This window comes from Candidatus Baltobacteraceae bacterium (genome assembly GCA_035502855.1).
Classification (GTDB): Bacteria; Vulcanimicrobiota; Vulcanimicrobiia; order Vulcanimicrobiales; family Vulcanimicrobiaceae; genus Aquilonibacter.
In genome coordinates this window covers 55,814-80,568 of record DATJTX010000015.1, presented here as the reverse complement: position 1 = coordinate 80,568, position 24,755 = coordinate 55,814, and the positions used below count along the sequence as shown (strand labels likewise).

The following is a 24,755-nucleotide window of genomic DNA, read 5'->3' as shown; positions in this document are numbered from 1 at the left end:
ACAAACGTTTGACCTGACGGATGGAGAGGCCAAGCTGGCGGGCAACCTCGGCTTGGGTCAGATCGCCGGCCTGGAGCCGCTCCACGGCCGCCAGGCGGGTAATTTCGGAGGTCGACATCGTGAGAAGCTCCATGGGGAGGGGTTCCTCTCGACGGGGACATCTCTATTGAGTCCAAATGGGGACATCTCTATCGAGCTCCGATACCGTGCCACCCACCGTTGCGAAGTCGTCAGGGATGTGCTATCTTCGGCTACGTATCAAGCCGGCAGACACATCAAAGCGCACGAGGCGCCGCAGTAATGCGGCGCTTCGTTGATTTCCGCGACGGAAACATGCGCCTGGGTCGAGTGTATAATAGAGGTCCGGCAAGGAGATCTGCGATGCGGAAACGACCGCGCTTTTGGGACCAGGTGCGCGACCTTACCAGGCGTCTACGCGCCAAGCGCCCGCGCAAAGAGGACGACCCGCCCGCCGCTGCCGGCGTGCGTTCCCCACTGCTGCCGCGCACACCGGTCCTCTCGGGCGGCGCCGCGCGCAAATTACCGCCGGAAGATTAGCCTAGTTTATCCTGAGCCCAGTTGAATGGGCTCGGGATGACAAGGGCGGCATGTGCGCCTTCGGTTGGGTTTCTGCACGTAACTGTCCGCATGCGGCGGCGATGTCGCGTCCCATGTTTTTGCGCACCGTGGTCGGGACACTCGCCGCATCGAGAATCGCTGCGAACTCCCAGATACGCGCGTCGGGTGTACCGGCGAACGCACCGTCGGGCGTCGTGTTGTACGGAATCAAATTCACGTGATAGAGCTTCCCGCGCATCAGCTCCGCGAGTTCACGCGCGGATTCGGGCGAGTCGTTCACGCCCTCGAGCATCACGTATTCGAAGAACACTTTACGATTCGTCTTGGCGACGTAACGCTCGCAGGCGCCCATCAACGCATCGAGCGGATAGCGGCGGTTGACCGGCATGATGCTCGCGCGGATGCGATCGCTGGGCGCGTGCAGCGAGATCGCGAGATTCACCTGCAGCCCTTCGTCCGCAAAGCGGTCGATCTGCTCGACTAGACCGACGGTCGAGATCGTGATGTGGCGATGGCCCAACCCCAAACCATGCGGATCGTTGAGCAGCGCCACCGCACCCATCACCGCTTCGTAATTGTGGAACGGTTCGCCCATTCCCATGAAAACGACGTTGGTGATGCGCTTGCCTCGTGCAGCAAGCTCGCGCGCGAAGAAGCGAGCCTGGTCGAAGATCTCACGCGCATTCAAATTGCGCGTGAACCCCGCTTGCCCGGTCGAACAGAACGCGCAGGCAAAAGCGCAGCCGGCCTGCGAAGAAATGCAGACGGTCGTGCGGTCGCCACGATGCTCCATCAGGACCGCCTCGACTTCATTGCCGTCGTGCAGGCGAAAAAGCCCCTTTGTCGTCTGCGCATCGTTGGAGCGCTGCACGACGACTGGCTCGACCGAGGAAAACGAAAACCCTCGCGCCTCGAGCGTTTCGCGCAGTTCCTTGGGCAGCGTGGTCACCTCGCCGATCGAGCCGAGCAGCTCCTTGTTCGCCGCGCGATAGATCTGTTTCAAGCGAAATGGCTTGAGTTCGAACTCGGTCAGAAATGCTTGCACGCCGGCGAGGCCGAGCGCATGCGCGAGGTCATCGAGCCAAATCGATTGAGGATCTCGGATCAAAGCGCCTCATTTTATCATGGCGCGTCAAATAGCGCCGCCTGCTCGACCGGGCGCTCCGGCGGCGGCTCATCGAGCTTGGCTCGCACCGCCTTCAGATCGGCCCAGACCATCCGCTTGACCGCGGTCACCTCGCCGCCGGTCTGACGCAAGACGTAGGCCGGATGAAACGTCACCATCAGCGGAATTCCCACCGGCCCTTCGTACCAGCGGCCGCGCATCTTCGTAATTTGAAACTCCCGCCCGAGAAACGACTTCGCGGCCGGCGCGCCGAGCGCCAAGATCACACGCGGCCGAACGATCTCGATCTGCTCGTCGAGGAACGGGCGGCAGTTCGCCATTTCGTTCAGATCGGGTGCGCGATTCTTCGGTCCGCGCGGGCCCGGTATCGTCGGCCGGCACTTGACCGTGTTGCAGATATACACTTCCTCGCGCGCGAAGCCGATTGCCGCGAGCATCTTGTCGAGCAGTTGACCGGCGCGGCCGACGAATGGCCGCCCGAGCAGATCCTCGGTCTCACCCGGTCCCTCGCCGATCACCATCAAGCTCGCGCACGGATCACCTTCGCCGTAGACGCTGTTTCGCCGTTGCGATCCGATCTCGCATTTTCGGCACGCCGCGGCGAGCGCCGCGCCCTGAGCGAGAAAGCGTTCGCGCTTCGCGCGCTCTTCAAGCATCGCCGGACTCGACCGGCACGGCCAGAACCGCTTCGCCGAAGGCGACGATCTTGCACGAGCCGTCCGCGCTTTCGCTCACGTGAAAACTGAGCCCGATGACCGCATTGGCGCCGAGTGAGTTTGCGCGTTTGTACACGCCCTCGAGCGCCTCGCCGCGCAATTGCTCGGCATCGCTGACGAACTCGCCCGCCGCCACGCCGATCAACATGCCCAGACTGCGAAAGGTCGCGCGCAGCCGGTTGCGCGGCCGCGAAGCCGCGCCCGAAACGTAGCCGTAGCGTTTGACGATGCGGTAGCCTTCGAGTTCGTCAAACGTGACGACGTTGTCAGCGTCGATCACTTAGGAGCCGGTCATCCGGCAGGCGCCGGAGGCGTGCAAGCGGGAATCTTGGCAGCCGTCATGCCGCAGACTTCACCATCGGTGCTCGTGATCCGCCTCGATGCGATCGGGGACGCGCTTGCGCTCGTGCCGCTGCTTGCCGTTCTGCGCGAGCGCGCGATCCCGGTCGACGTCGTCCTGCGCGCCCACAACGCCGGCGTCTTTTCATCGCGCGCGGCACGTCGCGTCTACCTCGCGCCCTTCGCGCTGCGCTCGTCCACGCCGGAAAACCGCGCCGCGATCGCCGCGTTCGGCGAAGAGATGAGCGCGAACCGGTACACGCACGTCTTGGTAGCGACGGAAGATCCGGGCGGCTACCGGCTGGCGCGCGCGGTGGGCGCACCCGAGCGGATCGGGTTCGTCAACGGTTGGGGCAAGCCGTTCAAAACGTTGTGGGCCGGATCGATGCTGACCAAGCGAATCGTGCGCAGCGCCGGTCTCGACGCGCGCGCGCCGCACGAATGTGCGGTACTCTTTCAACTCGGCACCTCGCTGGTCGGCGAGGCACCGATACCACGGGATGCGAGCCCCCTTCGGCCGCTCGTGCTCGAGAACGACGCGCCGTGCAGCGAACGCATCGCGTTTCAAGTCAGCGACAAGTGGGAGCGGCTCGGCATCGATTTCGCGCACGTCGTACGCGCCGTGCGCGCGGTCGCGGAACGCGGGCCCGTACACGCGATTGCGGCCGCGAGCGAAGACGATTACGCGCGGCGCCTCGAAGATGCCGCGCAGATCCCGGTCGAGCGGTATGCGACGCTCGAGCCTTGGAAAGAGGCAATCGCCGGCGCCGCCGCGCTCGTCGCGCCCGATAGCGGCGCGCTTCATGTGGCGGGCATGGTCGGAACACCCACGGTCGCGGTCTTTCCGCCGTTACGGGATTTCGATTTGCAGTTCGCGCGCTGGGCGCCGTGGGCTGCGCCCTACCGCGCGGTGCGCGCGGAGGACGACTGGCCCGTGCAGGTCGCGGCAGCGCTCGGCGAACTGCGGCGATAGAGCTCGATTCCTCCGTTCGCCTTCACCAGGGTGTATGCGTGCGTACGCACCAGGTGCTGCAGCGCCGCGCCGTACTCTTGCAATCGCGGTGAATCGGGAAAGTCGCGATCGATCAGCACGTAACACGCGTCGATCGGCTCGCGCGCATCCTCGGGCAAGAGCGTCGCACTCGGGTCGCGCAGCGCCAAATGTGTGTACGCCTCTTCTTGCGTCGCGATCGAGGTGTTTGGCGGTAACGATGCGAGGACGGTATCGAGCGCGGCATCCCGCGGTTGCGGGGCACGCAGATTCAAGCCGGGATGCAACGGATCGGCGACCGTAAATTCGAGCGCACACAGGGCGGCGCAAGCCCACAGCCAGCGCAGCGCGCGCCGCTGGGGCAAATGCCTCACCGCGAACGCGAACGCGACGAGCACGTACCCCAGCCACGCGCCGGCATAGTGCGTTCCGAGCGTAAACGTAGTCGACATGCGCGAGAGCAGCACCTCGGCAAACGGCGGCAGTGCAACCCAGAGAAAGCGCGATCGAAACGGCAAGAACGCCAGCGGCGCAAAGACCAGGAGCGCAAACCCCAGCCGCTGCAAGATGCCCTGCGGCCAGAGCGCGCGCACGTCGCCGGCCGTCCAGGCGTAGAATCGCTCCGGCGCCCAGTGCGCGTTCGCAATGCTGTGCGGCTCGATCCAAAAGAAGAACGCGAAGACGGCGGCAGCCGCGATCGCCGCTATCCCAATCGCCGTGCGCCCGGCGCTCGTTCCGCGAAATCGCCACGCACCGGCGAGCGCCGCGATGCCCATGAAGATCGCTTGATCCTCCTTCACCGCTATGGCGAGGATCGCGAAGAAAAACGTTGCGGCCGTCAGGCCGTTCTCGAACGACCAGACGCCCCACGCGATGGCGGCCGGCGCGAACGCGTTCTCGTGAAAGTCGACGAAGGCGAGTCCGCCCAGGGCCGGATACAGCGCGACGACCACCGCACACCAGCGTGCCGCAATGCGGCCCGCGCGCCCCGCCACCATCGCGTAGACGGGTGGAATGACGAGCGCGCACGCGAGCGATTGGAGCGCGATCAGCGCGAAGGGCGAGCGCCATACGAGCAGCACCGCGCCCACGAGATAGAGGATCGGCGAAAAATGAAACGCCCAATGGCTCCCTTCGATCGGATTGCAGAAGCATCCGAACGCGCTCGCGGCCGTTTGCGCGAAGATCCCGAAATCGACCAGATTACGGTGGGCGTCGTAGCGGACTGCACCGAGGGCGGTGAAGCACCCCGCATAAAGCAGCGCGAGAACCCACGGGAAGCGGTCACGCACGGCGCGATTGCAGATACGGCCAGATGAACGTGTCGATATCGCCGTCCAGCACGCCCTGCGCGTTCCCGGTCTCGACGCCGGTGCGATGGTCTTTCACCAATTGATAGGGCTGCAACACGTACGAACGAATCTGCGAGCCCCACTCGTTGGCGGCGCGTTCGCCGCGCAGCGCCGAAAGTTTCGCGTCGCGCTCTTCGACCGCGCGCTGAACCAGCTTCGCGCGCAAAATGTTCATCGCCACGTCGCGGTTTTGCGCCTGCGAGCGTTCCTGCTGCGAGGCGACGATGATGCCGCTCGGCTCGTGAATGATGCGCACGGCAGACTCGGTCTTGTTGACGTACTGTCCGCCGGCGCCGCCCGACTTGAAGGTTTCGATCCGCAGATCGTCCGGTTTGATCTCGACGTCCGAGGCTTCGCCCGCCTCGATCTCGGGAATCACGTCGACCGCAGAAAACGAGGTATGGCGGCGGTGCGCCGCGTCGAAAGGCGAGAGCCGCACGAGCCGATGGACGCCGCGCTCGCTCTCCAGCATTCCGTAGGCGTTACGACCGCGCACGAAAAAGGTCACCGACTTCAAGCCGGCTTCCTCGGCTTCCGATGCGTCGGCGATCTGGGTCGAAAACCCGCTGCGCTCGGCCCAGCGTAGATACATCCGCAGCAGCATCGCCGTCCAATCGGCAGCGTCGACGCCGCCGGCGCCCGCGTTGATGCTGACGATTGCACCGTGTGAGTCGTACTCGCCGTCGAAATTCGCCGCCATCTCCAGCTCGTCCAAGGCGCGCGCGGAACGATCGAGATTCTCCTCGACCTCGGCATCGACCGCCGAATCGCCGGCGAAGAGTTCGAGCAGCTCGCGGGCGTCGCCGAGCGCCCGCACGATGCCGTCCATGCGCCCAACCTCCTCGCGCAGGTCGGCCAGCTCTTTCATCGTGCGCTGGGCGCGATCCGGATCGTTCCAAAACCCTTCGTCTCGCGAGCGCAGATCGAGCTCGGCGATCGTGCGGGTCTTGCCTACGTAGTCAAAGACGCTCCTTGAGCGCGTTCAGGCGGTCGCTGAGGCGGGTAATCGTCGTTTGCTGGGAGTCGCTCATAGCGGACCCGGGATTCTCGCAGGTACGCCGACACTCTTTCCGCCGCCGGTCGAGCGCGTGATGGAGAGGCAGCAACACGAACGGAGGTTCACCTGCGATGAGCGTTCAGTGGCTGGAGCAGCCCGACTCGACTCTCTCTCCCGCGTACAGCGGGTTTTACGACGGCGCGCCGGCCTTTCCGAACCCCACGCTCGGAACGGCGTTCGGCGGCGATTCGATCTCGCAATTCGCTCCGAACGGAGGGGGCGGCGTCTACGGTAGCGGGGCGGAGGCGCAAGGCGGAGCATCGTCGATCGTCCAGCAGCTGATGTCGATGATTCAACAACTGCTCGAGCAAATGGGCTTTGGAGCGTACGGCGGCACCGGCGCAAGTGGAAACGAGCAGTATTTTTCCAGTGCGAGCGGCGGCTCGAACGGCGATCCGCACCTCTCGTTCAACGGCAGCACCTGGAACGACATGAACAGCGAGCCCGATCTCCTGAATTCGGACTCGATACGCGGCGGATACCGGCTTTCGACCCAAACCACGGCGCCAAATGCGAACGGCGTAACCTACAACCAATCCGCCACGGTGACGACGCACCGAGGCCAAACGCAGGTGAGCCTCGATAACAACGGCAACGCCGCAATCACGCAAGACGGCGTGACCACGAGCATCGCGCCCGGTCAGACCGTTCAGCTCGGCAACGAAACCGTCACCCGCAATCAGAACGGCTCGCTGCGGATAACCTGTTCCAACGAAAACGGCGGCCAGATCACGACCACGATGAGCGACAACGGCAGCGGCGTCGACGTCAACGTGTCGGCCAGCAGCGTCGACCTCGGCGGCACGATGGTCAACGGCGCGAACCAAACCGCGACGGCTCCCACGCAGCCGGCGCCTCCGGGCAGGCCGATCATGCATCGCTACGGCGTAAGCCCGAACCAATTCGAGTAGACGGGAAACGGCGCGGCACCGCGAAGCACCCTCCACCTGGAGGTATCGCTTCATGAGCAGATGCATCGTGGCGCTGATTGCTGCGCTAGGTTTGGCCGGCTACGCTTTGCCGGCCGCGGCCGAGATGCCGCCGCCGCTTCCCAAGAACGACTCGTCGTATACCGCCGGGTCGCTCAAGGTCAGCGTCTACGGACAACCCGGACGGCAAGCACTCGTTTTTATTCCCGGATACGCGCTTGGGCCCTGGGAATTCTCACGTGAAATCGCCGCGTACAGCGCAAACTACACGGTTTACGCGCTGACCCTTCCGGGGTTCGACGGCGCTCCCGGCGCCCGGGGGCCGCTCTTTCAAACGGTCGCAGCCGACTTTTGGAAATGGATGGCCGCGCAGAATATCAGCAAGCCGATCCTGATCGGTCACAGTTTGGGCGGTACGATGGCCATTCTGCTCGCCGAGCAACACAGCGAATTGCTCAAAGCGGTCGTCGCGATCGACGGCCTTCCGATTCTTCCGCAGGAGGATACGCAAAGCGCGGATACGCGTGCAAGCAACGCCAAACAGATGGCGGATGCGATCGGCATGATCATGGACTCATCGCAGTTCGCCGACGCTATGGCGAGCTACAGCTTGCCGGATATGATGCTCTCGAGCAAGGACGTGAGTGGCGTCTCGGGCATGGTCGAGCGTGACGGCGTCGACATCAGCACGTCCGCGGTGTGGATGCAAGAGGACATGACGCTCGATTTACGTCCGGACCTGAGCAAGATCACGGTTCCCGTGCTGGTGATCGCGCCGTACGACGATCCGATCGACGGCAAAAATTGGCCGACGCCCGATGCGAAGAAGGCTTACTACGCCAAGCTCATGACCGGCGATTCGACCGCACAGGTGCAGGTGATCACCCCGTCACGCCACTTCGTCATGCTCGACCAACCGCAGATGCTCGACGCGGCGCTCGACGCCTTTTTGAAGACGCAGACGACGTAGAACCGCTCCGCTACGCCGCTCCGGCGCCGTGGCACTTCTTGTACTTCTTACCGCTGCCGCAGGGGCAAAGTTCGTTGCGCCCGATCTTCGCCTCGGCGCGCGCGGGTTTGGCGGGCTCTTCGTCGCCGCGATTGGTGTGCAGTTGCTGCGGCCGGCGCTGCGCGCCCGGCATCGGTCCGAGCAGTTGCTCGGCTTCGTGCGGCGAGAGCCGGCCGGCGCCTGCGGGCTGCGGCACCATCGCGCCGCCCGGAATCGGTTCGAACTGCGGCTGCGGCGGACGCTGGTCGGGCGGCGGCCCGTGCTCGATCACGACCCGGAAGATCCCGTTGATCGCTTCGTCGGCGATGTTGTTCTTGAGCGACTCGAAGATCTCGTACGCTTCCTTTTCATACTCGACCCGCGGGTCTTTCTGTCCGTAGCCCCGCAGGCCGATGCCGGTCTTGAGGTGATCCATCACGTAGAGATGATCGACCCACTGCCGGTCGATGATCGGGAGCAACAGGTAACGCTGTTCGACCACGCGCATGATCTCCGGCGTAACCTCGCGTTCCTTGGCTTCGAAGGCCGCGACCGCGTGCTCGCGCAAAATCCGGCGAATCTCTTCGCGATCCTTGCCGGCGAGATCGTCGACCTTTACCTCGCGCTTGATTGGAAACACCGATTCGAGCGAGTTGAGCATCTCGTCGTAATCCCATTCACCCGGGTGCGCGTTCTCCGGCGCGTTCTGATCGACTGCCTCGTCGACTTTCGCTTCGAGCGACTGCAGCATGAACGTACGCGAGTCGAACGTTCCTTCGAGGATCGAGCGGCGGTCGCCGTAGATGATCTCGCGCTGTTTGTTCATCACGTCGTCGTATTCGAGAACGTGTTTGCGAATTTCGTAGTTGTGATTTTCGACCTTGCTCTGGGCGCGCTCGATCGACTTGGAAACCATGCCGGATTCGATCGGCTGCTCGTCGGTGAAGCCGAAGCGCTCCATCACGTTGGTCAGCCGGTCGCCCCCGAAAAGGCGCATCACCTCGTCTTCGAGCGAGATGTAGAAGCGTGACGAGCCCGGGTCGCCCTGACGGCCGGAACGGCCGCGCAGCTGGTTATCGATCCGGCGCGACTCGTGCCGCTCGGTACCGATGATGTGCAGACCGCCTTTGTTCGCCACTCCGTCGCCGAGTTTGATGTCGGTACCGCGCCCGGCCATGTTGGTCGCGATCGTCACTTGACCGTCTTGACCCGCGTCCTTGATGATCTCGGCTTCCTGCTCGTGATATTTCGCGTTGAGGACGTTGCACTCGACGCCCTTGCGGCGCAACATCGCCGCGAGCAGTTCGCTCTTTTCGATCGAGCGCGTTCCCACCAGCACCGGCCGGCCCTTGTGGTGCTCGGCGATGATCTCGTTGACGACCGCGTCGAACTTGGCTTTCTCGGACTTGTAAACGATGTCGGGATTGTCTTTGCGGTCCATCGGGCGATTGGTCGGAACGACGACGACGTCGAGCCCGTAGATGTCACGGAATTCGCGCTCTTCGGTCTTGGCTGTTCCGGTCATGCCCGCCAGATGATCGTAGAGACGGAAGAGATTTTGGAACGTGATCGTCGCGAGGGTTTGATCCTCGCCGCGCACTTTGATGCCTTCCTTCGCTTCGATCGCTTGATGGATTCCATCCGAATACCGGCGGCCGTGCATCAGCCGGCCGGTGAACTCATCGACGATGATGACTTCGCCGTCCTTGACGATGTACTGCTGATCGCGATGGAAGAGATTCCACGCCTTCAGCGCGGCGTTTAGCTGGTGCGCGAGTTCGATGTTGCGCTGATCGTACAGGTTACCGATTCCCAGCATCTTTTCGACTTTGGCGACGCCGGCTTCCGTAATCGGAACCGCGTGCGCCTTCTCATCGACCGTATAGTCTTCTTCTTTTTTCAGGCGCGGAACGATCTGGGCGAACTTTTCGTAGAGCTCGGTCGACTCTTGGGAGGGTCCGCTGATGATCAGCGGCGTGCGCGCCTCGTCGATGAGAATCGAGTCGACTTCATCGACCAGTGCGAAGTAGAGCTCGCGCTGGACCAGATCCTCGACCTGCCAGGCCATGTTGTCGCGCAGGTAATCGAAACCGACTTCGTTGTTGGTCACGTAGGTGACGTCGCAGGCATACTGCTCGCGGCGTTGCGCGGGTTCGAGCCCGTGCTGAATGATACCGACACGCAAGCCCAGGAATTCATAGAGCGGCGCCATCCATTCGGCGTCGCGGCGCGCCAGATAGTCGTTGACCGTCACCACGTGGACGCCGCGCCCTTCGAGCGCGCGGGCGTACACGGGAAGGGTGGCCACCAGGGTCTTTCCCTCACCGGTCTTCATCTCGGCGATCCGGCCTTCGTAGAGCACTTGGCCGCCCATGATCTGAACATCGAAATGGCGCATGCCGAGCGTGCGCTTGCCGGCCTCGCGCACCGCCGCGAACGCTTCGGGGAGCAAGTCCTCGAGCTTCTCGCCGTCGGCCAGGCGCGAACGGAACTCCCCGGTCTTCGCGCGCAGCGCGTCGTCGGAAAGAGCCGAAAACTCGGGTTCGAGCGCGTTCACGCGCTCGACCGTGCGCCGCAAACGGGCGATCTCGCGCTCGTTGCCGTCAAAGATCGTTCGAAGGAATACCATACCGAGTACTAACGTTCTCCACCGAAAAAAGTTTGCTTTTGCAAAGGGCCCCCTACCGGCCGGGAGCTACGTCGGGAGGGTCACCGTGAAGGTGGACCCTTCGTTTTCGCGCGACTCGACCGCGATCGTGCCGCGATGGACCTCGACGATCTTCCGCGCGACGTAGAGACCGATTCCCGAACCGGAAATGCCCTTGTTTCGAGCGTTGCTCGCGCGGCCGAAGCGGGTGAAGAGATTCACCAGCTCCTCGCTGGGGATCCCGATGCCGCGATCGCGTACCGCAATGACGACACTGCCCTCGCCCCGCTCGACCGAAACCTCGACCTCGCCGGTCGAGTACTTCAACGCGTTCGAGACCAGGTTGTCGATGACGTGACGGAAGCGATGCGGGTCGAGTTCGATCATGACCGGCGCGTCGGGCACGCGCACGCGCAAGCGCGCGTTGTTGCGCGCCGTGACCTCGACACATTCGGTGATGAAGGCACCGGCATCGACGGTCGTGCGCGCCAGCGAGAAGCCCTCTGCCTGCGTTTGTGCGAGCACCAGGGCGTCTTCCGAAAGCCGGACCAGACGCTTGGTCTGCGCGTGAATCGTGTCGATCTCTTCACGCGACTGCGAGGTCGTGTCGAGCAAGAGTTCGCAGTAGCCCAAAATCACGGTGAGCGGACCTTTGAAATCGTGCGCGAGCATCGCGAGCAAATCGTCCTTGAATTCACTCGACTCTTGCAGCGCCCGATTGGCCTCGTCCATCGCCTCGTAGAGCTCGAGGTTGCGCAGAGCCAGCGTGAGCAGCGCGCCAAGTTCCTGCATGATGCGCAAATCGTCGCGACCGAAGCGTTCGTTGTTTCCACGACCGACCAGGAGGAACGCGTCGATCGAGTCCCCGCCGCTCACCGACGTTTGCGAGAGCGGTGTAACGACATATCCCGGACCGTCGATCAGACGCTGCACGCGCCGCTCGTCACCGACCAGACTGCTCAGCCGCTCGGCCCGGTGCACCAGATCGAAGCCGCTCTGTGCAATCGTCTCCTCGATGTCGGTTCCGAAACGTCCGACGACGCTGTATCCCTCGCCGCTCCACCGCAACACGCATGCGCGGTCGGCGTGAACGAGCGAAGCCGCGAGCCGGCTCATCACGTCGGCGAGCGAGCCGATCGCGGTGTGGCTGAGGATCGTCCGCGCGGCCTCGGCGAAGGTTTCGCGCTCCTGCGCGCGCCGCAGTTCGCGTTCATAGGCATGCGCGTTCGCGAGCGCGATCTCGAGGTGCGAACCGAGCGTCCGGAAGAACGTCGCGCGCTCTTCGGGCGGCCAATCCAGGCCGCCATCCGCCGAGCGGACGATGAACGTGCCCCACAGCGTGCCCTCGAGGCGCAATGGAATGATGACGCCGCTGCGTCCGTCGAAAAGCGCATCGCGGGCGATGCGCGGCAACATCGACACGTCGGACGGCTCGTCTACGGCGAGAAACGGTTCGAGCACGACGCGGTCGATCGTGGCCGCCGGCTCGAAGCCGCGCGGCTCGCGGATGCGCAACGCGCGGCGCACCAGTGCGTCTCCGTCGACCGAGTACGCGGCACAATCGAGCGGCAGTTCGTGCGAAACCGTCACCACGAAGACCAGCAGCACTTCGTCGACGTACTGGGTGTCGCGTAAGATACGCACGACCCGTTCGAGCGTCTCCGCCTGCGCCCGCCGCGCCCGCTCGCGCTCGTACAACCGTGCGTTGGAGAGCGCGAGTCCTACGTGAAAGGCGAGCGACCGCAGCGCCGCGATATCCGGGTCGTCGAACCCGCGCACGCGATCGAACGCAAGAACCAGCGCGTCCTCGACGCGACCGTCGACGACGAACGGCAAGGCCATCGCGCTATGCGCGCCCTCGCCGTAGATCTCGCTGCCGGCGGCCTCATCCCGCCGGACGGTAAGCCCACCGAATACCTTGCGCAAATCGGCATCGAGAGCGACTGCGGCCTTGGGAGCCGCCGGGGATCCCCCTTTCGCCGCCGACGCCACGACGGTTGCGTGATCGCCGTCGCTCATCCGTTCGTAGACGAGACACCGGTCGGCCGAGAAGGCCGCGCGAACACCCTCGACGATGCCGAAGAGCACGTCGCGCCGGTCGAGCGATTTGTGGAGGCGCTCGTTCACCATCGCCAGCAGCTGGCTGTCACGCGATTGACGCCGCGACGCGGCCAGCGCGCGCTCGGACCCGAGAATTCGCGTCGCTACGGCGCAAAACGCGCCCAGCGACTCGCGTTCGGATCGATCTGGCTCCCCTTCGATCATGATCGCCACGACGCCCAGCGTATTGCCCTCCGCGATGAGCGGTGCGAAAAGCATATCGCGTTCGCCGATCGTCGAACTCACGCCGACGAAGGCGCGCTGCGCGTCGCGCGCGATGAACGAAACGGTACCGTCACCGAAGCGCGCGAGCGCGTGCAGGAAGAGCCGGCGCAGTTCGCTCGAACCGTCGCGCAACGCGAAGCCGGCGGCGCCGGCCGGCTCGGTCGAGCCGACGACCGTCTCGTTATCGAAGAGCAGCGCGGTGGCGACGCCCTGCGAAACGCACGAGAGCGCGCCGGCCGCTACGGCGGACGCCTTCTCTTCGGGCGTCGTCGCATCGGCTAAACGCGTGAGAGCTGCCAGGCGATCGACGTGGGTGCGAACGGTGCCGATGCTCCTTTCGATGAGCGACTACGGCACCAGGCCGAGACCTATTACCGCACCCGGTGAGTTCAACGTCGCGGTCGGCGCCACATTGCCGCTCGAACCGCTCGCGAAGACGTAGATGACGCCCGCGCCTGCGGCCTCGTCGGCGACGAAGATGTTGCCGTTCTTGTCGACCTTGACGTCGGTCGGCGCGACCAGCAGCGTCTTCGGCCCGGCGATGTACGTCGGTCTCACCGCGCCGCTCGAACCCGCCGGGAAGATCAGGATCGCCGGGCAGTCCGGCGTGCACACGGTCGATGCCTGATCCGAAACGTAGATGTTTCCGTTCGCATCGAGCGCGATGCCCGTCGGCTGATTGATACCGCTGGCCGAGCCCGAGATCGTTGCGAACGGCGCGATGTTCAGCGGCGTCGCGGTGGGCACGGGTGTGGGCGAGGGCGAAGGCGTCGCGCCGGTCGGCGTCGGTGCGGGCGTGGGTGAGGCGGTCGGCGTCGGTGAGGGCGAGGCGGTCGGCGTTGCCGAGGGCAGCGCGAAGACTTCCACCGATGAGCCTTGCAGGTTCGAAACGTAGACATTGTCTTTGCTGTCCACTGCGACGCCGCTCGGCACGTTAAGCCCGGTCATCGGCCCGGCCAAGATTTGATAGGCGCCCGTCAGCAGCGCCGCCTCGTAGAAGTAGATGCCGCTGGTGAATCCCGCCGATTGCGCCGGGTTGACTTCGGCCGCGGCCAGCACGTCGGTCGAGGTGGTCGTCCCGGTGAAGGTATACGGGAAATCGGTGATGCCGTAGGGGCGCGCGTTCCCGAGCGAAAGCGTTTGATACGGGATCACGTTTCCGGTCGCTTGGGCCTTGAACTCGAGAATCGATCCGATCTGGGTGCTCGCCAGCCAGTTGGTCACCCACAGATCGCTCGAGCTATCGAAGGTGAGGTACTGCGGCCCGGAGAGCGTCGTGTTGCTGCCGCCGATCGCGTAGAGGGGGCCCGTTGTCGACTTCGCGGCAGGCGTATATATGCCGATCGCGTTCTGCGTCACGTTTGCCGCGTACAGTGTCTGCGGCGGAAAATTGGGCCCGACCGAAATCGTCTGGGTGGCATCGCTCGAGCTACATGCCGCAACGATGATTGCGGTCAGGATCACTCCTACGAAGCCGAGGCAGAGCCTAGGCAGCATTCCTTCTCCTTTGAATAACGGCACACGTCGCGTGCCGTTTCGTTCCCGCATGTGGGGAACCGGGCCCTGGTTTTGGTAGCCGACCCACTTTTCCTGGAACGAGCGCCGCCCCGGTGCTCATCCTGGGACGGGTCACCTCCCAGAACCGAACCGCGGCTAGAACGGCGAGGACGAAGAGCACGAGGACGATGGCCCAGCGCAGAATCAGCCGCCGCCGATAGGCCGGGCGCCCGGATTCGGTGTCGATGATCTGTCTCGGCACGGAATTACACCGACTCGCGCAGGGGATGATTGATGGCCTGCGGTGTGGTCAGGCGCAGCATTTCGCCGATGGTCACGAACCGATAACCGGCGCGGCGAAAGCGCGCGACGACCGTCGGCAGCGCTTCGATCGTTGCCAGCTTTCCGTTATGGAGCAGCACGATGTCGGGTGCGCTCGCGTGACGGATCATATCGTTCGAGATGCGCTGGGGCGGAAAGGTTCGCCAGTCACCCGAGTCATCGGTCCACAAGACGACGTCGAACCCGATCCCCTGCAGCGTTCGCAGCGTCGCCATCGTGTAACGCCCGTGCGGCGGACGCATGAGAAAACGCACCGATGTATCGCGCCCGAGCGCAAAGAGCACTTCGCTCGCGTGGAGCACCTCGTCACGCACCTGTGCGGGCGTCTCCTTATCGAGATCCGGGTGAGTGTAGGTGTGATTGCCGATCTCGTTGCCGTCGAGGCTGATGCGCCGTGTGATCTCGGGCCACTGCTCCGCATCGCGCCCGATCAGGAAAAAGGTCGCGGGAACGTGGAGCGTACGCAACTCGTCGAGCAGAAGCGGCGTGAAGATCGGATAGGGACCGTCGTCGAACGTCAGCGCGATCAGCTTGGGCCGTGGTGACCGGTCGGCCGCAATCGTGCGGTGCACGACACGATAAAGGCGCGCCGTGAAATCGCCCGAGAATTCGTTGTGCACGTTCATCTGCGGCGTCACGATCGCCGGAATGAGATTGCTCTCATGGCGAAAGAAGCGAACGGCTCCCGCGCCGATGACCAGCACGAGCAGAGCAGCGAGTATCGTTTTCACGGTCACGGTTTCGAACTCGCTGCGGCGACGGTGGCGGTGGCTAGATCGCGGCCGACGATAAGCGTTACGTCGCTCGGCGGCGGCGAGCTAGGAGAGACCGCCGTACCGAGGACCGGCGTTTTGGCAAACGCGGCCGGTAACGCCGCGCGCACCTTCGCACCGGCAAAGGTCACGTTCGAGTGTTCGTCGATTTCGCTTTTCGCGTGATCGTCGGAATCGGCGTTCCCAACGTCGTGGATCACGAAACCAGCCTTTCTCAAACGATCCGCAACCAATTTTGCGGCTCCGGGCACGCCGCTGCCGTTCTCCACGTCGACCCGCAGCGTCGCGGCGTCGATCGAGGCGAGCGCCATCGCATCGGGCGAGGGCTCGGGCGTGGGCGGCGCGATCAGCATGCTTTGCACCAGCTTCGCGATTGCCGGTTTATCCGGAATCAAGTCATCGCCGTCGGCCAGCTCCTGATCCCCGAGATACGGCGTTTCGTTGAAGTGGATGTCGCGCGGCGAGAGGCCCGAGAAATATGACGCCAGCGCGACCAGCTCGGACTGCGTGAAATTCGTCTGGACGTCACGATGGATGACGTCCATAATCGCGCCCGCGTGGACGAGCGTGTTGAGCTTGTCGCCGCGCAGCTTGTTCAGTGCCGCCATGATGACGTCGTTCTGCCGCATGACACGGCATGGATCGCTGCACCAGTCGTGCCGGAAGCGGCCGTAGCTCACGGCCTGGTCGCCGTTGAGATGATGTAGTCCCTCGGTGAGGTGCACGTGGAGATGCCCCCACGAATCGTCGTAGTCGATCCGCCCGCCCGTACAGCCGGTGTGGTACATGAGACAGTCGGAGGTTTTTACGTACACGTCCACGCCGCCGATTGCGTCGATAAGGTCCTTCGTCGCGTCGATGCGCAGGAGCACGTAGCGGTCGAATCCGGGAATGCCGAGGAAAGAGGCGATGACTTTCTGCGCTTCGGCCGGCCCTCCGTCGGACTGCGCCTGGTTGATCTTGCGCACGCTGCCGTTGGGCATCGTCGCCTCCATGTCGCGCAAGATCGAGAGCGCGTAGACGTTCTTGTCGTCGAAATCGAGATTGACCGCTTTGATCATATCGCTGCGCGACTCGCTCGAGTATTCGACGTCGTTGTCGGTGTAGTCGTAATCGATTCCCTCTACCAGCACCAGGAGATTCGATTTGCCGAACACCTCCTGGGGCGTCGGAACGAACACTTGGGCGATCGCCTCGATCGGATTGCGATGGGTGAAGATCGCGAAGCCTGCCATCGCCGACCCGGCCCCGAGGAGTATCATCCCCAAGACCAGTGCGGTCCGCCGCAGCCAAAACGGTGCGCGCGGCGGGCGCTTCTGGGGCGTAAGATTCAAATGTCTACCCAATCGAGTGGCCTCTCACCGTCTCCCGCACGCACGCGTGCCCGTAGAAATCGAATGGCCCATGACCATCCAGCATGACCTCGGTGAAATCGCCGACTGCGGCTTCGCCGGAAAAGTAGACGCCGCCGTCAACGCCCGGCGCCTCTCCCTCCGAACGCCCGAACCAGACGTCGGAGATACCGAGCGCGGCGCGGAACGGATCGCTCTTGGGCAGACGCCGCCCTTCTTCGGTCAGCACGCGAACGCTGCTTCCGATCCGTTTGCTTCGCGCGCGTTCGGAGGCGATGCGCTGCGCTTCGCGCAGCCGCACCAGCCGCTTGCGGCGTTCACGCGCCGGTATCTTTCCGGCGAGTTTTGCACCGGGCGTGCCTTCCTCCGCACTGTATTCGAAGAACCCGACCCGGTCGAGTTGCGCTCGCTCGATCCACTCCTGGAGATATGCCACGTGTTCCTCGGTCTCGCCTGGGAAGCCGACGATGAAGGTCGAGCGCATCGTGATTCCCGGCACGCGCCGACGGAAATCGTCGATGATCTCCAGATATCGCTCGCCGTTCGAAGGGCGAAGCATCGCGCGTAAGACGTCCGGATGCGCATGCTGCAGCGGCATGTCCATGTACTTGCACACCTTCGGGAGCGCCGCCATCGCGTCGATCAGCTCCCCGTCGACGGTTGCCGGATAGAGATAGAGCAGCCGAATCCACTCGACACCGTCGATCTCATGCAGACACTCCAACAAACGTGCGAGTCCGCCGCGGCGTACGCCTCGATCGCGTCCGTACATCGAGGTGTCTTGCGCAATCAAGATCAATTCTTTCGCGCCGCCCTGTGCCAGTGCGCGCGCTTCCTTGAGTATCGACTCCTCGCTGCGGCTGCGGAAGTTGCCGCGCAGTTTCGGAATGATGCAGAACGTACAAGGGTGATCGCAGCCTTCGGCTATCTTCAGATACGCGGTAGCGCGCGGCGTCGTCACGAGCCGCGGGAGAAAGTCGTGTTCCGGTTCCTCCTCGAACGCGAGTCGAATCGGCCGCATCCCGGCGCGCACGTCGTCGAGCAATTCAACGATGCCGGCATACGCGCCGGTGCCCACGATTCCGTCGATCTCCGGCACGAGCGAGCGCAGCTGCTCGCCGTAGCGCTGGGCCAGACACCCGGCAACGACGAGTTGCTGACCGCGGCGCTTACGCTGCGCGTGCTCGAGAATGACCTGCGTCGACTCGGCCTTCGCCGGGTCGATGAACGCGCACGTGTTTATCACCACCGTGTCGGCGCCGTCCGACTCGGGCACGAGCTCGTATCCCGCGGCACCGAGCTTCGCGATCATCACCTCGGTGTCGACCAAGTTTTTGGCGCAGCCTAAGCTGACAAAAGAAACGCTGCTCATTTTAAAGGCGCTCCGGCCCAGCCCGCGCTTAGGCCGCGGCGCACGGCGCCGTCGCGCATCCTGCGCTCGGCCATTGTGCCGGCATCCTGCCGGCACGCCCGTTCGTGATTTCCCTGGGGGCGCCGAAACATACTCACCTATAATTTACGAACTGCAGCGGCAGCTCGTAATCCATGGCCTTCAAATCCGCGATGACCTTCTGCAAATCGTCGCGGCTTTTGCCGCTGACGCGAATCTGCTCGTCTTGGTACTGCGCGTTCACCTTGACTTTGAGCGCCTTGATCCGCTCCATCAGCGCCTTGCTCTTATCCTTGGGGATGCCGCTGCGCAGCGTGATGACGCGGCGTACGGTTCCACTCGCGGCCGGTTCAAGCTCACCGATGTCAAAGGCTTTGATGTCGATCCCGCGCTTGACCGCTTTGCTTTGAAGGACGTCGATGACGTTGCGCATCTTCATCTCGTCATCGGAAACGATCGTGATCTTCTTACCGTCGCTTTCGATCGACGTTTTGGAATGCTTGAAATCGAACCTGTTTTCGATTTCACGGCGTGCTTGGTTGAGCGCATTGTCCAGCTCTTGCTGATCGATGCGCGACACGATATCGAACGAGGAATCGCTCGGCACTGGTGTTCCTTTGCTCTAGGTTACAGCGTGAAGCTGCGCTCGACGACCTCACCGGAAGGGCCCAGCCGACCCAAGCTCTTGCCGTCGACGATGACCTCGACACCGCCGGCATTGCCGATGCGCAGGCTCGCTATCTTTCCGTGGAACTGGCGAACCGTCCCGGCCGGAAACGTACCCTCCATGCTAACATTCCCGTCAACCGTCACCCTAAGCCAAGAAGGAGCGGATAAACGCAGCTCCAGTGTCGCAAGTGCGTCGGGCGCAGCCGTCCCGGTCGGCGACGCGCTTGGCGAGGCGCTCGGCAACGTGCTCGGCGACCCGCCCGGAAGTGAACCGGGTGAAGCACTCAGTGCCGGGGGCGTCGCGGCTTGGGCCGGGCTCGCCGCCAGTTCGGCCGCGGTATTAGAAGGAAGCGCGCTTGCGGTCTGCCGGGCACGGAGCGTCGCCTCGTTGTAGACGACGACGGCGATCAAGACGACGGCGATGATCGAGGCGATCCAGATCAACGGGGAGAGATATCGGGCCGCCGGTTCCTCATCGGCCAGATAGGTGGTCTTGGGCGGCGAACCGGGAGCGGCCGGGACCGGGGCGGCAGGCGCCGATTCCTGGCTATTGAACTCCGCGACCACCTCTTCGGAGTCCAGGCCGAGGAAACGCGCATAGGTGCGCAAGAAGCCTCGAATGTACACCGGAGCGCCGATCGCGCTCCAACTCTCGTCTTCGATAGCGGCGAGGTAGACCGAGCGGATACGAATGTGCTCGGCCACGTCCGAGAGCGTGAGGCCGCGAGCCTCGCGTGCGGCGCGAAACCGCTCACCCAGCGCTGGCATTGGGGCTTTGAGTTAGTCCATTTCCCCTGTTATCCTGTGCAACGGAATATGAACAAAACTAAGAGTCTTCCTCGGGTTATCGCGGCAATGAGCGGCGGAGTCGACTCGGCGGTGGCCGCCGGCCTCTTGGTCGAGACCGGCTATGACGTCGTCGGCGTCACGATGAAGATGTATACGCCGACGCGCGCGCCGCACGCCAAGAGCTGTTGCGGCGTCGACGACTACGACGACGCGCGTCGCAGCGCCGCGGTTCTCGGAATCCCGCATTACGTCTTGAATTTCGAAGAAACGTTTCGCCGCCATGTCATCGACCGGTTCGTCGACGACTACGCACGCGGCCGAACGCCGAATCCGTGCGTTTCGTGCAACAATTTCGTCAAACTCGGAACGCTCGCGCAATACGCGCAGCGGCTCGGGGCGCAGTATGTCGCGACCGGGCACTACGGCCGTCTCGAACATGCGCAGGACGGTCCCCATCTCTACCGGTCGGCAAGCGCAAAAGACCAGTCTTACGCTCTCGCGCAACTCTCACGCGAACAGCTTCGTCGTTTGTTGCTCCCGGTGGGAACGATGGAAAAGGCACAAACGCGCGAGCACGCAAGGCGGCTGGGACTGCCCGTTCACGAGAAGAGCGAATCGCAGGACATTTGCTTCGTCGAAGGCGGCGATTACCGCGATGTCTTGGAGAGGCTGCGGCCGCAGATGAATCGCGAGGGACCGATCCGCGACGAGAGCGGTGCTATCCTTGGCGCGCACGCCGGGATCGCGAACTACACCATCGGTCAGCGCGCCCGGCTCCCGGCAGGAAGCGACGGCGCGCGATACGTTACGCGGATCGAACCGGAGAGCAATACGATCGTCATCGGCCGAGAGGACGAGCTGTTTGCAAATGGGCTGCGCGCCGAAGACGTGAACCTGATTCGCCCCGAGCGCTTCGCCGGCGGTCCCACCGCCGTGCGCGTGATGGTGCGTTATCGCGCGACCCCCGCCGCCGCGCGCGCCACCGTCGAGGCGGACGGCTCGCTGTCGCTTGCGTTCGAGCAGCCGGTACGTGCCGTAACTCCGGGACAGCTGGTGGCTTTTCTGGACGACGCCGACGAGGTGCTGGGCGCGGGAACGATCCGGAGCGTGGTCTAACGTGTATTCAGGTCAATTTGCGGATCGAAAAGGAAAACTACCTCGAAATCCTCGACGCGGCGGCGCGCCTCGCCGAGTACGGGTTTGCCGTTTTCCGCTGGGAGTCGGGCGAGCGCTATCCGCGTTATGAGTGGGTGAACGATGCGGTCGTCGCCCGAACGAAGGTCGATCGTGATGAGCTGCTGGGCGGAACGCCGACCTTTCTCATGCTCGGCGACAACGTACGTCTTGTCGATGTTGCCCGCAGCCGCGCCGAGAGTGCGGACCCCTCTCCGTTCGAGATCGAACTCGTCAACCAGGACGGATCGGCGTATTGGATCGAGTGCGTGGTACAACCGCTCGCGCCGGCACCGAACGGTGCGCTACGCTTCGTCTGCGCGACGCACGTCATCGACCGCCGTAAAGAGCACGAGCACTTTGCACGCCTCTTGAGCGCGACGATCGACAACGAGCCCGACGGCGTCTTCATCGTGCGCCTACGCGGCCAAAACCCGCTCTCTCCGCCGGTTGTGTACGCGAATCCCGCATTTTTTCGAATGACGGGATACACCGCGGATAACCTCGCAAGCGGAATCTATCCGCGGCTCTTCGGCGAGGGAACGGATCGCGTCTTGATCGGTGCGCGCGCCGAGGCGCTGCTGCGAGGCGAGCCCGTCGTCGGCGAAGTACAGCTCTATCGCAAAGACGGCAGCTCGTTCTGGGCAGACATGAGCGCGCATCCGCTCGAATCGCCGATCATCCACTGCGCGATAACGATTCACGACACCACCGAACGGCGCGCCGCGCAGGATGCGATGAGCCTGCTCTCTGAGGGCATCGCCCAAGCCAGCGACTTCATCGTGGTTAGCGACGACACACCGCTCGACCAAGGCGGCCCGAAGATCCTCTATGTGAATCGCTCGTTCCTGGACGCGACCGGATATCGAGAAGACGAGCTGACCGGCCAACCCTATGCCGTGCTCTTTTCGCCCAACAACCCACCCTCGCTCATGGAGTCGATTCGCGGCGAGATCCAGGAGCGGCGCACGAACGAACGCGAGGCCTTGGTCGCGGGAAAAGACGGCGGCGAATTTTGGATCGAATTCGTCGATCGTCCCTTTACCACGCGACACGGACGGCATTTACGCTTGCTGGTCGGGCGCGACATCAGCGCGCGGCGACGGTCGTCGAATCAGCTTTCGCTGCTGTTCGCAGCTACCGAACAAGCCTCCACGCCGATCGTGATCTACGAACCCGACGCCGCCGGCGGCCTTTCGATCTCGTACGAGAACGAGGCGGCGTCGAAACGCGGGCACTATCATCTGCTTTCGCTGTGGGGCGGTCACGACGAAGATGCGCGGAACGTCCGCACGCAGCTCGAGCGCGGCGAGATGGTGATCGCAACGTACGCCGCGTCGGGCGATGACGGACCGGAGCTGATTCAGATGAGCGCACGCCCGGTCCGCAACGAGAGCCGGTTGGAGGCGATCCTCACGCAAGAGCGCGTGCTCTCGGCGCACGCGGCGAACGCGGAACGGAGCGCGCACTCGCGGTTGGTCAATCTGGCGGTGATGTTGCCGGCCGTGGAGCGCGCGACCGATGCCGGCGAACGGCTCGAGGCTCTGCGCGCTCTGCTGCGCCGGACCTTCGAAGCCTCGCTGGTCATCGGGGATACGGATGCGTACGGCCCGGTGCGGATCGACGAACGCGCGCGCTCGGCGACCTTTGCATATCGCGGACGTGCCGCTCGAGTCACGTGGGCATACACGATGGATTCGCTCGCGTTGACGGCGCTTCGTTTTTCGATCGAGGCTGCGCTCGATGCGCGCTAAGCCGTCGCGAGGGCCATATCGCGACGCACGTTCCAATACGTGTCGCGAATGACCGGGCGGAAGCCCGCACCGATAACGGCCTGCTCGAGGTCGCGCCGGGTCGCTTCGTTGGTTGCTCCCGCGTCGCGAACCACGCGATCCTCGATGATCACGCCGCCCATATCGTCGCACCCGTAAAAGAGAGCGAGCTGCCCCATCTTCAGGCCCGGCGTGAGCCAGGATGCTTGAAGGTGGGCGAAGTTGTCTAGATAGAGGCGCGAGATCGCGAGCACACGCAAGTACTCGAGCGCCGTCGCTTCCTTTCCGCGCAGCGGCGTCTTGAACGGCACGTAGAACCACGGAATGAAGGCGGTGAAGCCGCCTGTCTCATCTTGCAGGTCGCGAAGTACATGCATATGCTCGATACGTTCTTCATCGGTCTCGATCGAGCCGTACATCATCGTCGCAGTGGTCGGCATGCCGAGATGGTGCGCCTGACGCATCACGTCGAGCCATTCGGCGGGCGTCACCTTGCGCGCCGAAATCCGCTTGCGTACGCGCTCGACGAGAATTTCGGCTCCCGCGCCCGGAAGCGACTTCAGCCCGGCGGCCTTCAATCGCTCGAGCACGGCGCGAGGCGTCATTCCCTCGACTTTCGCAAGGCCCGTGATCTCGGAGACCGAGAGCGAATGAATATCCACGTTCGGAAACTCGGTCCGCACGCAGATGAAGAGTTCTTCGTACCAGCTCAGCGGTAGATCGGGATTCACGCCGCCTTGGATCATGATCTGCGTCGCGCCCTGATCGGCCGCGTATTTCACGCGCGCGAGCACCTGCTCGTGCGAGAGCGTGCGGCCTTCTTTGTGATGTTCGGGCCGGAAGAACGCGCAGAAGGTGCAATGGACGTTGCAGACGTTGGTGTAATCGATCGTCGTGTCGATCACGTAGGTCACGACGTCGGGCGCGTGGAGCTGCATCCGGCGCGCGTGCGCAGCCATACCCAATTCGTGCAAGTCGGCTTCACGGTAGAGCCGCAGCCCTTCGTCAAATGAAAGGCGGCCGCCGGCTGCGGCGTGCTCGAGCAGACTAGCGAGAGACGACACCGATGACCTCCGGAAGCGAATGCGGAACCGACGGGATCGCTCCGATCGCGTGCAGCTCGCGACAAAACGCGCTCAGACCGCTCTGAGCGGCCGAGTGGAACGTGAAGTTCAATTTGCCGTAATAGGCTTCGTAGAATCCGGGTGGGCGCGCTTTGGTCCGCTGCGCCGTGGCGATCACCTCACTCATGTGCGAACGCGACCAGGTGTAGCTATCGGTCAGCGCGTGCATGCAGGCTCGAATCGCCTCGGGATCACGCTCGTACGCGTCACGGCGCGCCGCCCAAACGGCGAAGACGGTTTGCTGTCCGGTCCACTCATGCCACAGCGTTCCCAGGTCGTAGACGTGCTCGCGCGGGAAGCGTTCGAGCGCGTCGATCGCCGAGTCGCCGATGAGCAGCGCCGGACGACCGGACGCGGCGACTTCCAACGGAAGGGCCTCGTCGGCATATCGCGGCTGCACTCCATAGCGCCGCTCGAGCAAGACCCGCAACAAATTGCGTCCGCTGGCCGACTCGCTGGTGAGCGCAACCTCGACGCCGCCGAGCAGCGCGGGAGGCGTTTGCGAAACCAGGACCACCGACACCACCTCGTCGCGCGCGCCGATGCACAGATCGGGGAGCAGCACCAGCTCCTGGGCATGTTGCGCCCAGGCGAACGCGCTGACCGGACTCAAGTCGAGGTCGCCGCCGATCAGCATCGCGTTCAGGCGCGCCGGCACGTCGGCATGCAGCGTCCCCGGATAGTCGATGACGCCCGCATCGAAGGCCGTGTAGACCGGCAAATCGTTCGTGTACACTATCCTACCGCAACGTAAGCTCATCTTGTCATCCTGAGCGTAACGAGCGCAGCGAGTGTAGTCGAAGGACGACCGCAGCGCAAACTCAT

General features: G+C 63.8%; 20 protein-coding genes and 1 pseudogene. 6 read left to right on the top strand and 15 right to left on the bottom strand.

All coding sequences use genetic code 11. The annotated features are described in order from the left end of the window. Positions 1-381 precede the first annotated feature (381 nt). Positions 382-558, top strand: coding sequence for a hypothetical protein (locus VMF11_03230; GenBank protein ID HTU69310.1), 177 nt, complete (start codon positions 382-384; stop codon positions 556-558). 1 nt (position 559) lies between these two features. Here VMF11_03230 and rlmN read toward each other — a convergent pair whose 3' ends face one another. The 3 genes from rlmN to VMF11_03215 are packed head-to-tail and all read right to left on the bottom strand — an operon-like array spanning position 560 to position 2,701. Beyond that, positions 560-1,687, bottom strand: a complete 1,128-nt coding sequence (gene rlmN, locus VMF11_03225; protein ID HTU69309.1) for a 23S rRNA (adenine(2503)-C(2))-methyltransferase RlmN — start codon at positions 1,685-1,687, stop codon at positions 560-562. Between the two features lie 14 nt (positions 1,688-1,701). Then, complete coding sequence (locus VMF11_03220; protein HTU69308.1) at positions 1,702-2,361, bottom strand: uracil-DNA glycosylase; 660 nt, start codon at positions 2,359-2,361, stop codon at positions 1,702-1,704. Beyond that, positions 2,354-2,701, bottom strand: coding sequence for a heavy metal-binding domain-containing protein (locus VMF11_03215; protein HTU69307.1), 348 nt, complete (start codon positions 2,699-2,701; stop codon positions 2,354-2,356). Before VMF11_03215 ends, VMF11_03220 begins: the two co-directional genes overlap by 8 nt. Positions 2,702-2,734: 33 nt before the next feature. Between VMF11_03215 and VMF11_03210 the strand changes: the two genes are divergently transcribed. Beyond that, complete coding sequence (locus tag VMF11_03210) at positions 2,735-3,733, top strand: glycosyltransferase family 9 protein (GenBank protein ID HTU69306.1); 999 nt, start codon at positions 2,735-2,737, stop codon at positions 3,731-3,733. Here the strand turns inward: VMF11_03210 and VMF11_03205 are convergent. After that, on the bottom strand, positions 3,661-5,043 hold the full coding sequence (locus VMF11_03205) for a DUF2079 domain-containing protein (GenBank protein HTU69305.1): 1,383 nt from the start codon (positions 5,041-5,043) through the stop codon (positions 3,661-3,663). The two genes, VMF11_03210 and VMF11_03205, sit on opposite strands and share 73 nt — an antisense overlap. Then, positions 5,036-6,064, bottom strand: a pseudogene (prfB, locus tag VMF11_03200) (peptide chain release factor 2). The gene VMF11_03205 and the pseudogene prfB overlap by 8 nt, the downstream one beginning before the upstream one ends. Positions 6,065-6,231: 167 nt before the next feature. On the opposite strand from prfB, the gene VMF11_03195 reads away from it, so the two are divergent. Together VMF11_03195 and VMF11_03190 are read left to right on the top strand one after the other, a co-directional pair. Beyond that, positions 6,232-7,071, top strand: a complete 840-nt coding sequence (locus VMF11_03195; GenBank protein HTU69304.1) for a hypothetical protein — start codon at positions 6,232-6,234, stop codon at positions 7,069-7,071. A gap of 52 nt (positions 7,072-7,123) precedes the next feature. Next, entirely contained in the window at positions 7,124-8,059 is a 936-nt protein-coding gene (locus VMF11_03190; GenBank protein HTU69303.1) for an alpha/beta hydrolase, read from the top strand. A 10-nt stretch (positions 8,060-8,069) separates the two neighbouring features. Here VMF11_03190 and secA read toward each other — a convergent pair whose 3' ends face one another. The 8 genes from secA to VMF11_03150 form a co-directional block, all read right to left on the bottom strand. Next, positions 8,070-10,706, bottom strand: a complete 2,637-nt coding sequence (gene secA, locus VMF11_03185; protein ID HTU69302.1) for a preprotein translocase subunit SecA — start codon at positions 10,704-10,706, stop codon at positions 8,070-8,072. Positions 10,707-10,772: 66 nt separating this feature from the next. Then, complete coding sequence (locus tag VMF11_03180) at positions 10,773-13,181, bottom strand: GAF domain-containing sensor histidine kinase (GenBank protein HTU69301.1); 2,409 nt, start codon at positions 13,179-13,181, stop codon at positions 10,773-10,775. A gap of 216 nt (positions 13,182-13,397) precedes the next feature. Then, complete coding sequence (locus VMF11_03175) at positions 13,398-14,513, bottom strand: hypothetical protein (GenBank protein ID HTU69300.1); 1,116 nt, start codon at positions 14,511-14,513, stop codon at positions 13,398-13,400. Positions 14,514-14,812: 299 nt separating this feature from the next. Further along, the gene (locus tag VMF11_03170; protein HTU69299.1) at positions 14,813-15,619 is read right to left on the bottom strand and encodes a polysaccharide deacetylase family protein; all 807 of its coding nucleotides are present in this window, start codon (positions 15,617-15,619) and stop codon (positions 14,813-14,815) included. Positions 15,620-15,621: 2 nt separating this feature from the next. Then, entirely contained in the window at positions 15,622-16,995 is a 1,374-nt protein-coding gene (locus VMF11_03165) for an LCP family protein (GenBank protein HTU69298.1), read from the bottom strand. A gap of 4 nt (positions 16,996-16,999) precedes the next feature. Beyond that, on the bottom strand, positions 17,000-18,385 hold the full coding sequence (gene rimO, locus VMF11_03160; GenBank protein ID HTU69297.1) for a 30S ribosomal protein S12 methylthiotransferase RimO: 1,386 nt from the start codon (positions 18,383-18,385) through the stop codon (positions 17,000-17,002). A 133-nt stretch (positions 18,386-18,518) separates the two neighbouring features. Further along, the gene (locus VMF11_03155) at positions 18,519-19,010 is read right to left on the bottom strand and encodes a YajQ family cyclic di-GMP-binding protein (protein ID HTU69296.1); all 492 of its coding nucleotides are present in this window, start codon (positions 19,008-19,010) and stop codon (positions 18,519-18,521) included. A gap of 20 nt (positions 19,011-19,030) precedes the next feature. Further along, positions 19,031-19,840, bottom strand: coding sequence for a RodZ domain-containing protein (locus tag VMF11_03150; GenBank protein HTU69295.1), 810 nt, complete (start codon positions 19,838-19,840; stop codon positions 19,031-19,033). Positions 19,841-19,888: 48 nt separating this feature from the next. Between VMF11_03150 and mnmA the strand changes: the two genes are divergently transcribed. Both mnmA and VMF11_03140 read left to right on the top strand, forming a co-directional pair. Beyond that, the gene (mnmA, locus tag VMF11_03145) at positions 19,889-20,977 is read left to right on the top strand and encodes a tRNA 2-thiouridine(34) synthase MnmA (GenBank protein ID HTU69294.1); all 1,089 of its coding nucleotides are present in this window, start codon (positions 19,889-19,891) and stop codon (positions 20,975-20,977) included. A gap of 17 nt (positions 20,978-20,994) precedes the next feature. After that, a complete protein-coding gene (locus VMF11_03140; protein HTU69293.1) occupies positions 20,995-22,788 on the top strand; it encodes a PAS domain-containing protein in 1,794 nt (597 codons plus the stop codon). Here the strand turns inward: VMF11_03140 and mqnC are convergent. Then, positions 22,785-23,870: a cyclic dehypoxanthinyl futalosine synthase gene (mqnC, locus tag VMF11_03135; GenBank protein ID HTU69292.1), complete on the bottom strand. Its 1,086-nt coding sequence runs from the start codon at positions 23,868-23,870 to the stop codon at positions 22,785-22,787. The genes VMF11_03140 and mqnC overlap by 4 nt on opposite strands. Continuing rightward, on the bottom strand, positions 23,854-24,690 hold the full coding sequence (locus VMF11_03130; protein HTU69291.1) for a menaquinone biosynthesis protein: 837 nt from the start codon (positions 24,688-24,690) through the stop codon (positions 23,854-23,856). Before VMF11_03130 ends, mqnC begins: the two co-directional genes overlap by 17 nt. Between the last annotated feature and the right edge of the window lie 65 nt (positions 24,691-24,755).